At 76.0% G+C, this 11,914-nt stretch carries 11 protein-coding genes; 1 reads left to right on the forward strand and 10 read right to left on the reverse strand.

Translation table 11 applies throughout. The features are described 5' to 3' along the window. Positions 1–60: 60 nt before the first annotated feature. The 4 genes from EJA20_RS09990 to EJA20_RS10005 all read right to left on the reverse strand — a co-directional run bounded on the left by EJA20_RS09990 (position 61) and on the right by EJA20_RS10005 (position 4,715). On the reverse strand, positions 61–528 hold the full coding sequence (locus EJA20_RS09990) for a Fur family transcriptional regulator (protein ID WP_129338004.1): 468 nt from the start codon (positions 526–528) through the stop codon (positions 61–63). 99 nt (positions 529–627) lie between these two features. Further along, positions 628–1,821 (reverse strand): tRNA dihydrouridine synthase DusB, encoded by a 1,194-nt coding sequence (gene dusB, locus EJA20_RS09995; RefSeq protein ID WP_338068816.1) that lies wholly within the window; start codon positions 1,819–1,821, stop codon positions 628–630. 222 nt (positions 1,822–2,043) lie between these two features. Beyond that, the gene (locus EJA20_RS10000; RefSeq protein ID WP_129338006.1) at positions 2,044–2,895 is read right to left on the reverse strand and encodes a hypothetical protein; all 852 of its coding nucleotides are present in this window, start codon (positions 2,893–2,895) and stop codon (positions 2,044–2,046) included. Between the two features lie 434 nt (positions 2,896–3,329). After that, the gene (locus EJA20_RS10005) at positions 3,330–4,715 is read right to left on the reverse strand and encodes a glycine--tRNA ligase (protein ID WP_129338007.1); all 1,386 of its coding nucleotides are present in this window, start codon (positions 4,713–4,715) and stop codon (positions 3,330–3,332) included. A 190-nt stretch (positions 4,716–4,905) separates the two neighbouring features. On the opposite strand from EJA20_RS10005, the gene EJA20_RS10010 reads away from it, so the two are divergent. Continuing rightward, the gene (locus tag EJA20_RS10010; protein WP_129338008.1) at positions 4,906–5,484 is read left to right on the forward strand and encodes a DedA family protein; all 579 of its coding nucleotides are present in this window, start codon (positions 4,906–4,908) and stop codon (positions 5,482–5,484) included. Here EJA20_RS10010 and EJA20_RS10015 read toward each other — a convergent pair. The 6 genes from EJA20_RS10015 to EJA20_RS10040 all read right to left on the reverse strand — a co-directional run. Continuing rightward, the gene (locus EJA20_RS10015) at positions 5,417–5,803 is read right to left on the reverse strand and encodes a VOC family protein (RefSeq protein ID WP_240675316.1); all 387 of its coding nucleotides are present in this window, start codon (positions 5,801–5,803) and stop codon (positions 5,417–5,419) included. The genes EJA20_RS10010 and EJA20_RS10015 overlap by 68 nt on opposite strands. Continuing rightward, positions 5,800–6,723: an isoprenyl transferase gene (locus EJA20_RS10020; RefSeq protein ID WP_129338009.1), complete on the reverse strand. Its 924-nt coding sequence runs from the start codon at positions 6,721–6,723 to the stop codon at positions 5,800–5,802. The genes EJA20_RS10015 and EJA20_RS10020 overlap by 4 nt, the downstream gene beginning before the upstream one ends. Next, positions 6,723–7,454: a DNA repair protein RecO gene (recO, locus tag EJA20_RS10025; RefSeq protein ID WP_129338010.1), complete on the reverse strand. Its 732-nt coding sequence runs from the start codon at positions 7,452–7,454 to the stop codon at positions 6,723–6,725. Before recO ends, EJA20_RS10020 begins: the two co-directional genes overlap by 1 nt. Positions 7,455–7,482: 28 nt before the next feature. Then, positions 7,483–9,078, reverse strand: a complete 1,596-nt coding sequence (locus EJA20_RS10030; protein ID WP_129338011.1) for a GGDEF domain-containing protein — start codon at positions 9,076–9,078, stop codon at positions 7,483–7,485. A gap of 95 nt (positions 9,079–9,173) precedes the next feature. Beyond that, on the reverse strand, positions 9,174–10,880 hold the full coding sequence (gene leuA / locus EJA20_RS10035) for a 2-isopropylmalate synthase (protein WP_240675326.1): 1,707 nt from the start codon (positions 10,878–10,880) through the stop codon (positions 9,174–9,176). 239 nt (positions 10,881–11,119) lie between these two features. After that, on the reverse strand, positions 11,120–11,914 hold a 795-nt coding region (locus EJA20_RS10040), incomplete at its 5' end, for an FHA domain-containing protein (protein WP_129338013.1).

Below are 11,914 nucleotides of genomic sequence, written 5' to 3' on the forward strand. Positions count from 1 at the left end.
TCCTCTCGGTGGTGGCGCCCGGCCGGGTGCCGGGTGCTCGCGGTCCTGGGGGGTGCTGCGTCAGGGCGCTGCCGGCGTGCGGCAGGCCGGGCACAGCCCCCAGAACGTCACCTCCGCCTCGTCGAGCGCGAAGCCCCGGTCGTCGTCGGGGCGCAGGCACGGCGCGGAGCCGTGCGTGCAGTCGACGTCGACCATCGTGCCGCAGCCGCGGCAGACGAGGTGGTGGTGGTTGTCCCCCACGCGGCTCTCGAAGCGCGCGGGGTGGCCGGCGGGCTCGATCCGCCGCAGGAGGCCTGCGGCGGTGAGCGCGTCGAGGCAGTCGTAGACCGCCTGGGTGGACACGGCGCCGAGGCGGGCGCGGGTCGCGCGCTCGACCTGGGCGGCCGTCAGGTGCGGGTGGCCGGACACGTCGCCGGGGGCGCCGTGGCCGACGCGGCCCGCCGCGTCGAGGATCTCGAGCACCGCGGTCCGCTGGCTGGTGACGCGCAGACCGGCTGCGCGCAGCCGCCCCACCACGTCCGTCGCCATGGCGTCACTCTCGCACGCTTGTCTGGAACGGGTCCAGACAACGGGTGGCGTGTCGCCCGGCCGGCCTCGCGCTGCCCCGATCCGGGGCCTCCGTCACCCCTAGCCGCCGGAGACGCTGAGCTCGGCCTCCGCGAGGCGGCGGCGGAACTCCTCGGACAGCTCGCGGGAGTCGAGCCAGCCGTCGGGCACGGCGGGGCGCTTCGGCGATCCCGCGCGGCCACGCGGCCCCTCCGCGGGGCCGCCCGGGTAGGGCTGGTCCAGGTCGAGCTCGGCGAGCAGGTCGTCGAGCTCGACGAGGGTGCTCACCTGCGCCAGCCGGGCCCGCAGGTCCCCGCCGACGACGTAGCCCTTGAGGTACCAGGCCATGTGCTTGCGCATCTCGGACAGCGCCTTGTGCTCGCTGGGGAACACCTCGCACATGAGGACGGCGTGGCGCCGCATCGTCGTCGCGACGTCCCGCATCCCCGGCCGCACCCGGTCCGGGCGACCGGCGAAGGCCGCCTCGAGGTCGGCGAACAGCCACGGCCGCCCCTGGCACCCGCGCCCGACGACGACCCCGTCGACGCCCGTGTGGGCGACCATCGCCAGCGCGTCCTCCGCCGACCAGATGTCGCCGTTGCCGAGCACCGGGATGTCCGTGACCGCCTCCTTGAGGGTCGCGATGGCGTCCCAGTCGGCGGTGCCGCTGTAGTGGTCCGCGGCCGTCCGCCCGTGCAGCGCCACGGCCGAGACGCCGACCTCCTGCGCCGTGAGGCCCGCCTCGACATAGGTGAGGTGCTCCTCGTCGACGCCCTTGCGCATCTTCACGGTCACGGGCACGTCGGACCCGCGGGCGGCGTCGACCGCGGCGGTGACGATGGCACGGAAGAGCTCGCGCTTCCACGGCAGCACGGCACCGCCGCCGCGCTTGGTGACCTTGGGCACCGGGCACCCGAAGTTGAGGTCGACGTGGTCGGCGCGGTCCTCCTCGACCACCATGCGCACCGCCGCGCCGACCGTCGCCGGGTCGACGCCGTAGACCTGGATGGAGCGCGGCCGGAAGTCCCCGTCGGGCGCGATGATGCGCAGCGACTCGACGTTCCGTTCGACGAGCGCCCGCGAGGTCACCATCTCCGCGACGTACAGCCCGGCGCCGCTCTCGCGGCAGAGCCGCCGGAACGCGGCGTTGGTGACCCCCGCCATCGGCGCCAGCACCACGGGCGTCTCGCTGACGATCGGCCCGATCCGCAGCGGCGGCAGCACGGGCGCGGGCGCGCCCCCGGTCACGTCGGTGTCCTCGGCCAGGGTCGTCACCCCCCCATTGTCACCCGCCCCCCGCGCCGCTCGGCGACGCCGCCCTCTGACCGCCGCTGGCCGCGCTCGGGCCGCCGGATGACGGCGCCGGACCGGCTCACCGAGCAAGGGACACAGTGGCGCCGCCATCCGACCGTCGAGGGCGGCGCCGCGGACGGCGGATGGCGGCGTCGCGACACCGGTGGCCGGGCGATCGAGTCATGCGTCGACCGGGGCGCCGTGTCAGGAGCCGGTGCCGGTGGTGCGGGCACGTCGTCCCGCGGCGGCCAGGTGCGTGCCGATCGTCGTGACGAGGCGGCCCCTCGGGCCGAGGTCGTGGGCCGTGAAGCGCAGGAGGTCGACCGTGCCGGTGGCGACCACCGCGTTCTGGCGGCGCCGGTCCGCGAAGACCGCCTCGGGCGTGCCGTGGACCGTCGCGCCGTCGATCTCGGCGACGAGCCACCGCCCGCCGGGCAGGCGCCAGCCGAGGTCGCCGCGGGCGACGGTGCGACCGTCCGCCGTGCGGACCGGCACCTGCAGCTCGTCGGGCGGGAGGCCGGCATCGGTGAGGTCGAGCCGCGCCCACGACTCGAGCGGCGACTGGGACCGCCCGTCGGCGAGGGCGAGCAGAGGTCGTGCCGCCGCGGCCCCTCGTCGCCCCCGCAGCAGCGCGTCCACCGCCGCCAGGTCGGTCTCGACGAGGAGACGGCGCTGCAGCGCGCTGTCCAGCACCGCGACGCCGTGACGCCGGTCAAGGTGCGGCAGCGCCTGAGCCGTCGCGTGCACGGGGGACGCGACGCGCGCCGTGCCGACGCGGACCGTCGGGACGCCCGGGAGGTGCCGCGTGGCGAGGCCCCCGCGCGGGCGCCGGTGGTCGCCGGCGGGCAGCGCGACCTGCCCGACGATGGTCGGCGGCAGCCCGTGGACCCCCAGCAGGGCGAGCGCGCTGGTGCCCACCGCGACGGCCCTCGGCCCGTACGCCAGGAGCGCCGCCCAGGCCGCGCGGCAGCGGGCCCGGTCCTCGGCCGTCAGGGGCGACGCGCCCATGCCGGAGCGCCCCAGCTCGCCGGTCGCGTCGACCACCCCGGAGGTCACGCGCGCGAGGAGGCCGGCCCGCACGAGGGAGGCGACGCGCCACGGGGGACGCCGCCGTCGTCGCACTGACGGGTGGACAGCAGCCCTGCCTGGCGCCGGGCCAGGAGGAGCAGACCGACGGGCATCGGCGCGGGCAGCACCGGCCGATCATGCCCAGCCCGCGACGACGCCGGGACGCGCCCCGAGAGATCTGTGGACAGGGTGACCGGTGCCGACCCGACCGGGGAGCGCGAGGGCCGCCGAGGACCGCTGCACGAGGCCGCCATCCGGCGCGCCCGGACGACCCCGGAGGAGCCAGATGACGGCGCCGACCGCGAGCTCGTGGCATGTCCCCACGCGCCGCCGCCCTCCGGCCGTTTGCCGGAGCGGGTCCGGCCGTCGGAGGGCGGCGTGGCGGGGGCCGTGCGGGTCGGGGACCCGGGACGAGGGCCCGGTCAGCAGCCGATGAGGCGCTGGGCCAGGTAGCTCGTGACCTGGTCGAGGGCGACGCGCTGCTGCGACATGTCGTCGCGGTGGCGGATCGTCACGGCCTGGTCCTCCAGGGTGTCGAAGTCGACCGTGATGCAGAACGGCGTGCCGATCTCGTCCTGGCGGCGGTAGCGGCGGCCGATGGCGCCGGCGTCGTCGAAGTCGACGTTCCACGAGCGGCGCAGCTCGGCCGCCAGGTCGCGGGCCTTCGGCGAGAGCTGCTCGTTGCGCGACAGGGGCAGCACCGCGGCCTTCACCGGCGACAGGCGCGGGTCGAGCTTGAGCACGACGCGGGTGTCGACGCCGCCCTTCGTGTTCGGCGCCTCGTCCTCGGCGTACGCCTCGACGAGGAACGCCATGAGCGAGCGGGTCAGGCCGGCCGCGGGCTCGATGACGTACGGGGTGTAGCGCTCGCCCTTGCCCTGGTCGAAGAACGACAGGTCCTGGCCCGAGTGCTCCGAGTGCGTCGACAGGTCGAAGTCCGTGCGGTTGGCGATGCCCTCGAGCTCGCCCCACTCCGAGCCCGTGAAGCCGAAGCGGTACTCGATGTCGACGGTGCGCTTCGAGTAGTGGGAGAGCTTCTCCTTCGGGTGCTCGAAGTGCCGCAGGTTGTCCTGCGCGATGCCCAGGCCCGTGTACCACTCGGTCCGGGCGTCGATCCAGTACTGGTGCCACTCCTCGTCCGTGCCGGGCACGACGAAGAACTCCATCTCCATCTGCTCGAACTCGCGGGTGCGGAAGATGAAGTTGCCGGGCGTGATCTCGTTGCGGAACGACTTGCCGATCTGGCCGATGCCGAACGGCGGCTTCATGCGCGCGGCGGTGTAGACGTTCTTGAAGTTCACGAAGATGCCCTGCGCCGTCTCGGGCCGCAGGTAGTGCAGGCCGGACTCGTCCTCGACGGGGCCGAGGTAGGTCTTCAGCATCATGTTGAAGTCGCGGGGCTCGGTCCACTGGCCGCGGGTGCCGCAGTTGGGGCAGGGCAGCCCGGCGAGGCCGCCCTCGGCCTCGTGGCCCTTGCGCTCGGCGTACTCCTCGAGCAGCTGGTCCTCGCGGAAGCGCTTGTGGCAGGACAGGCACTCCGTCAGCGGGTCGGTGAAGACGCCGACGTGGCCCGAGGCCACCCACACCTGGCGCGGCAGGATGACCGAGGAGTCGAGGCCGACGATGTCGTCGCGGCTCGTCACCATCGCCCGCCACCACTGGCGCTTGATGTTCTCCTTCAGCTCCACGCCGAGGGGCCCGTAGTCCCACGCGGAGCGGGTGCCGCCGTAGATCTCGCCGCTGGGGAAGACGAACCCCCGCCGCTTGGCGAGGGAGACGACGTTGTCCAGACGGGACGGGGCAGCCACGATTCAACGCTCCTGGGATCGACAGGCTCCGCGGCTGGAGGTCGCGGAGCGGTTCGCGACCAGCCTAGCGGCGGGCCGGGGGGCCGCCGTCGCGCCCGCGGCGGTGCGGAGGCGGCGCGGGCCGTCGAGACCGTGCCGGGCCGTGCCGGACGGGGCGGGGCGGTCCCGGGCGGTTGCCTACGATCGTCGGGTGGAGGACGCGGCGGCCGCCTACGGGCTCGAGGGCTGGCCCGTCGTCGCCGTGGTGCTGCTGCTGTTCGCCGGGGCGCTGCTGCGCTCGCACGCGATCTACTGGCTCGGCCGGGCCGTCACGCGCGGCGCCGAGCACGCCCGGGACGCGCAGCGCCGCTCCGACGCGACCGGCCCGGCGTGGTGGCACGGCGCGGTGGGGCGGGCCGACGCCTGGACGCGGTCGGCGGCCGTGGCGCGGGGCGTCCGGCTCGTGCGCCGCTGGGGTGCTCCGGTGGTGGCCGTCGCCTACCTCACCGTGGGGGTGCAGTCGGCGGTCTTCGCGGCGGCCGGCGTCGTGCGCCTGCCGTACGCACGCTTCACGGTCGCGTCCGTGCCGGGCTCCGCCGCGTGGGCCGTGGTCTGGTCCACCGTCGGGCTGGGCGCGTGGTGGGCCGCCGTCGCGCTGGCCGCCCGCTCGCCCTGGGCGCTCGTCGGGGCCCTGCTCCTCGTCGCCGGGGTGGTGGTCGTCCTCAGGCGCCGTCGGGCTGCGAGAGGCAGAACTGGTTCCCCTGCGGGTCGGCCAGCACGCTCCAGGTGAAGCCCGGCAGGGCGTGCTCCCCGACGAGGGTGGCGCCCGCCTCCTGGAGCCGGCGCGACCAGCCGAGCCGGTCGTCGGCGCCGAGGTCCAGGTGCACCCGGTTCTTGCCGGGGGTGGGGTCGTCGACCCGCTGGAAGCCCAGGACCGGCAGCGCCGCGCGCCGTCCGGGCACGACCATGACGAACGCGCCCCCGTGCTCGTCGCGGACGGTGCCACCCGTCACGCCGGCCCACCAGCGCGCGAGGGGCACGGGGTCCGCGCTGTCGACCGTCACCATGCCCAGGGACAGGCCCGCCGCCGGGCCGGAGGAGTGGCTCACGGGCCGACCGTAGCGGTCGGGGAGCCGCCGGCGGCGGACGTCGACGCGTCGCGCGCGGGCTCGGGCGCCGCGGCCGGGGCCGCGTCCTCCACGGCGTCCACGGCGTCCACGGCGTCCACGGCGCGGCCGTAGCGGCGGTCGCGGCGGGCGTACGTCTCCACCGCGCGCCACAGGTGCCGGCGGTCCACGTCCGGCCACGGCTCGTCGAGGAAGACGAGCTCGGCGTACGCCGCCTGCCAGATGAGGAAGTTCGACGTGCGCTGCTCGCCGGAGGACCGCACGAAGAGGTCGACGTCGGGCAGGTCCGGCTCGTCGAGGAACCGGGCGAAGAGCTTCTCGTCGACCCGGTCCGGGCGCAGGCGGCCCGCGGCGACCTCCTCCGCGATGGCCCGGGCGGCGTCCGCCACCTCCGCACGACCGCCGTAGTTGACGCACATCGTCAGGGTGCAGACCGTGTTGTCCCGGGTCTGCGCCTCCGCGGTCTCGAGCTCGCTGATGACCGACCGCCACAGGCGCGGGCGCCGGCCGGCCCACCGCACCCGCACGCCCCAGGAGTCCATGAGGTCCCGGCGGCGGCGCAGCACGTCCCGGTTGAAGCCCATGAGGAAGCGCACCTCCTCCGGCGAGCGCGACCAGTTCTCCGTCGAGAAGGCGTAGGCCGAGACGTGCTGGACGCCGACCTCGATGGCGCCGGCGACCACGTCGAGGAGCGAGGCCTCCCCCGCCGCGTGCCCGGCGGTCCGGGGCAGTCCGCGGGCGTTGGCCCAGCGCCCGTTCCCGTCCATGACGACCGCGACGTGGCGCGGCACGAGCTCGCGCGGGAGGACGGGGGCGCGCTCGCCGCTGGGGTGCGGCGGCGGCGGGACGGGCACCCGCGGGGCGGCGGGCGGGGCGGGGTCCTCGCGGCGGCGGCGGACCATCAGACGCGCTCCACCATCGGCAGCGAGCGCAGGGAGCGCTCGAGGTGGAACTGGCAGAACGCCGCGACGAGGCCGTCGGCCTCCCCGCGGTGGCGCTCGGCGCTGCCGTCGGCGACCTCCCAGTCCCCCTCGAGGAGCGCGGCGAGGAGGGTGAACGTCTCCGGCGCGGGGGCGGCCGAGCCCGGCGGGCGGCAGACGGGGCAGACCGCCCCGCCCGACGCGACCGCGAAGGCCGCGTGGGGCCCCGGCGTGCCGCAGCGCGCGCACTCGGTGAAGCTCGGCGCCCAGCCCGCGACCGCCGTGGCGCGCAGGAGGTAGGAGTTGAGGACGAGGCCGGGGGCGTGGGCGCGGGCGGCCAGGGCGCGCAGGGCGCCGGCGAGCAGCCGGTACTGCTGCACGGCGGGCTCGCGCTCGTCGGCGACGAGGCGCTCGGCGGTCTCGAGCATCACGGTGCCGACCGTGTACAGCGCGTAGTCCGGGGCGATCGCCCGGGCGGAGGCGTCGAGGGTCTCCGCCTGCGTCACCACGTCGAGGTTCCGGCCGGTGCTCAGCTGCAGGTCCACGCGCTGGAAGGGCTCGAGGCGGGACCCGAACCGCGACCCCGTGCGGCGCACGCCCTTGACGACCGCGCGCACCTTGCCGTGCTCGCGGCTCAGCAGGGTGACGATGCGGTCGGCCTCGCCCAGGGAGTGGGTGCGCAGGACGATCGCCTCGTCGCGGTACAGGCTCACGGGGCCATCATCCCCCGCCGGCGGCCGCTCAGCCGCCGACGCCGGCGCGGGTGACCTGCGTGTCGCGCCCCGCCCGCTTCGCCTCGAGCACCGCGCCGCTGAGCTCGGCGAGCAGCGCGTCGCCGTCCGTGCTCACGGCGGCTCCCACGGAGATCGTCACCCGCAGGCCGGGGTGCACGGCCTCCCACGGCACGGCGCGGACCCGGGCGACGAGCTCCGCGGCCCGCGCGTCGAGGTCGGGCACGGCGTCCGGGGCGGCACCGGGGGTGGCGTCGAGCAGGACGACGAACTCGTCGCCGCCGTAGCGGGCCACGAGGTCGCCCACCCGCACGGACGAGCGCAGCTCCTCGGCGAGCCGGACGAGCACGTCGTCGCCCACCACGTGGGAGAAGGTCTCGTTGACCTCCTTGAAGCGGTCCACGTCGACGAAGAGCGCCGCGACGGGCCCCGGCGCCCGGTCGAGGAAGGACTGGATGGCCCGGCGGTTGCCGACCCCGGTGAGGCCGTCGAGCACGGACAGCTCCGCCACCCGGCGCGACTCCACCTGCAGCTCGTGGATCTGCACCTGCGCGAGCATCGCCGCGAAGCGCTCGGACCGCTCCGCCCACAGCAGGTCCTGCGCGCGGCGGAACATGCGCGCCGCGTGCTCGACCGCCGGGTGGTCGCCGTGGCGGCGCAGCGCGACGGCCAGCAGCGCGTCGTCGGCGACCGTCGACCACACGTCGCGCAGGCCCGTCTCGGCCTCCGCGCGCAGGGCGTGCAGGTGCACCTCCGACTCCTCGAGACGGCCGAGCGCGAGCAGGGCCAGCGCGCGGGTGGCGGTGGCGACGAACCACTCGGGCCGCCCGCGGCGCCGCTCGACCTGCGCGCGCAGGGACTCCACGTGCCGCAGGGCGGTGACCGGCTCTCCCAGCGCCAGCTCGACCCACGCCAGCCCCACCTGGGCGAACGTCCACGCGCCGGACGCGGGGGCCCGCCGGGTCAGCCGCTGCAGGTGCAGGGCCTGCGAGGCCATGCGCTCCAGCACGCGCGCCGCCTCCTCGTGCCGGCCGATGAGCTGCAGGCCCGCCGCCCACTCGACGAGCGTGCGCAGGCCCTCGACGAGCACCCCGGGCGCCGCGCCGTCCCCGATGAGGGGCGCCGCCTGCCGGATGACCGCGTCCGCCTGCTCGTACAGCTCGACGGTCCGCAGCGCCTCGGCCAGCAGCACGGCGGCCGACGTCTGGTTGTAGCGGCGGCCGTCGGGCACGCCGGTGAGCACCCAGGCGCGGGCGACGAGCTCCAGCACCTCGTGGTGCCGGCCCTCGCGGCGGGTCGCCAGGGCGCGGAGCATGACCGCCTTGGCGCGCCAGTACGGCTCGGGGTCCCCCGCCGAGCGCCGCTCCAGCTCGAGCGCCCACTGCAGCGCCGGCTCGGCCTGCCCGACGGCGAACAGCGCCCGCCCGCCGATGAAGAGGAAGAACCGGGCCGAGCGGTCGTCGCCGGCCGCGTCGGCGAGGGCGACCCCGGCGGCGGCCCGCTCGGCCGCGCGCCAGGGGTCGCCGTCGACGAACTCCCCGTGCGCCACGTCCGTGAGCGCGTCCAGCACGCCGAACTCGCCCACGGGGACGGGCAGGCGCTCCACGGCGGGTTCCTCCACGGGACGGGGACACCCGACCGTACCGTGGCGTACGCGCTCGTGCGGGCCGGGCCGGGGCGCCGGCCCGCACGCGACGGGCGTCAGCGGGTGGCGCGGTTGACCGCGGAGACGATCGCCTTGAGCGTGGCGGTGGTGATCGACGGGTCGATGCCCACGCCCCACAGCACCCGGTCGCCCAGACGGCACTCGACGTAGGCCGCCGCCGCCGCGTCCCCGCCCGCGGACAGGGCGTGCTCGGCGTAGTCGAGGACCGCGACCTCGACGCCCACGCCGGCCAGCGCGTCGACGAAGGCCGCGACCGGCCCGTTGCCCGTGCCGTGCAGGCTGCGGACCGTGCCGCCCTCGGACAGCTCGACCGCGAGCGTGTCCGGCCCCTCGGGGCTCGACGTGGTCCGCGTGCCCCGCAGGCGGAACCGTCCCCAGGGCGCCAGCGGGCCCCCGGGCTCCACGGGCAGGTACTCGTCGTTGAAGATCTTCCACAGCTCGTCGGCGGTCACCTCGGTGCCGTGCGCGTCCGTGTGGCGCTGCACGACCTGCGAGAACTCGATCTGCAGGCGGCGCGGCAGGTCGAGGTCGCGCTCGGACTTCAGCAGGTAGGAGATGCCGCCCTTCCCCGACTGGGAGTTCACGCGGATGATCGCCTCGTAGCTGCGGCCCACGTCCTTGGGGTCGATGGGCAGGTACGGCACCGCCCACTCGACGTCCCCGACCGGCCGACCGGCCGCCGCGGCCTTCGCGTCCAGGACGTCCAGGCCCTTCTTGATGGCGTCCTGGTGGGAGCCGGAGAAGGCGGTGAAGACGAGGTCGCCGCCGTAGGGGTGGCGGTCGGCGACCGGCATCTGGTTGCAGCGCTCGACGACGCGACGGATCCCGTCGATGTCCGAGAAGTCGATCTGCGGGTCGACCCCCTGGCTGAAGAGGTTGAGGCCCAGGGTCACCAGGTCGACGTTGCCCGTGCGCTCGCCGTTGCCGAACAGGCACCCCTCGATGCGGTCGGCGCCGGCCAGGTAGCCCAGCTCGGCCGCGGCCACGGCGGTGCCGCGGTCGTTGTGCGGGTGCAGCGACAGGACGACGTTCTCGCGGTGGTGCAGGTGCCGGCCCATCCACTCGATGGAGTCGGCGTAGACGTTCGGCGTGGCCATCTCGACCGTGGCCGGCAGGTTGACGATGACCTTGCGCTCGGGTGTCGGCTCCCAGACGTCCAGCACGGCGTTGACGACCCGGACCGCGTACTCCAGCTCCGTGCCCGTGTAGGACTCGGGCGAGTACTCGTAGAACACCTCGGTGTCGGGGACGAGCTCGGCGTACTTCTTGCAGAAGCGCGCGCCCTGGACGGCGATGTCGAGGATGCCGTCCTCGTCGCTGCGGAACACCACCTCGCGCTGCAGCACCGACGTGGAGTTGTACAGGTGGACGATCGCCTGCTTTGCGCCGGCGATGGCCTCGTACGTGCGCTCGATGAGGTGCTCGCGCGCCTGCGTCAGCACCTGGATGACCACGTCGTCGGGGATGCGGCCCTCCTCGACGAGCATCCGGACGAAGTCGAAGTCCGTCTGCGACGCCGCCGGGAAGCCGACCTCGATCTCCTTGTAGCCCATCCGCACGAGCAGCTCGAACATCTCGAGCTTGCGGGCCGGGCTCATGGGCTCGATGAGCGCCTGGTTGCCGTCCCGCAGGTCGACGGCGCACCAGCGGGGGGCCTGCTCGATGCGCCGGCCGGGCCAGGTGCGGTCGGGCAGGTCGACGCGGATCTGCTCGTGGAACGGGCGGTAGCGGTGCACCGGCATGCCGGACGGGCGCTGGGGGTTGCGCACGTCGTACGGGGTGACGGCGGTGCTGGTGGGGCGGTCGGAACGGGTCGTGGTGCTGCCGGTCTGGCTCATCGGGTCGTCCTCAGCTGTGCTCGGGGGGCAGCCGTCGGCCGGGACTCCGCGACGAGGGGGACGGCGGTCAGGCCTCGTCGCGGCAGCGAAGGAGGAGGCTGCGGCGGAGCCGCCGGGACGTACGACCGGGCATGACCGGCACCCTACCGCGCACCGGGCGCGTCCACGCGCGGGGTCCCGGGGACCGAGCGGACCTCGAGGGCCAGGCCCCCGAGCCGGACGCCCACGCCCGCCGCCAGCCGCACGCGACGGCCGGGCAGCACCTGCACCTCGTCGCCCGTCGGCAGCACGACGAGGGTGCCGTTCGTCGACCCGCAGTCGGCGAGCCACAGGCCGTCCGCGGACACGTCGAGCTGCGCGTGCGTCTTGGACACGGTGCACGCCGGGTCGACGAGCTCGACGACGTCGAGGCCGTCGCGCAGCACGGGACGCCGCCCGAGCAGCGTCGTGCGCTGCACGGCGACCGTCCGCCCGTCGGGCAGGACGAGGACCGCGACCGGGGCCGGGGGCCGGCGCGGGCCGGCGGCGGGCACGGGCTGGCGCGGCCCGGTGCCGGCGGGGTCGGCGCGGCCGGCGGGGTCGTGCGGGGCATCCGGGTAGGTCGGGGTCCGGGGGCCGGGCCCCGCCGGGACGACGACCGGGGCGCGACGCGTCGCCGAGGGCACCTGCGGGAAGGCGACCCACTGGGCGTCGCGGCCGACGGCGAGGGGGGCGGGCGCGCCGGTGCGCGCCCAGTCGGGGGTGCGGATCCCGTCGGGGGGCGTGCCCGGGGCGCCCTGCGCGGGGGGCGAGAGGGGCTCGTCCCCGGGCAGCGCGGCCCCCCGCAGGTCGGGCGGCAGGACGAGCAGCCGGGTGGTCGCGGGGCCGGTGGCGCGCGGCGGCCGCGGTGCGGGCGCCGGCGTGCCCGGGCGGACGGCGGCGGGCTGGCGGTGCAGGCG

Origin of the sequence: Cellulomonas endophytica (genome assembly GCF_004123805.1) — a bacterium.
GTDB classification, from domain to species: domain Bacteria; phylum Actinomycetota; class Actinomycetes; order Actinomycetales; family Cellulomonadaceae; genus Cellulomonas; species Cellulomonas endophytica.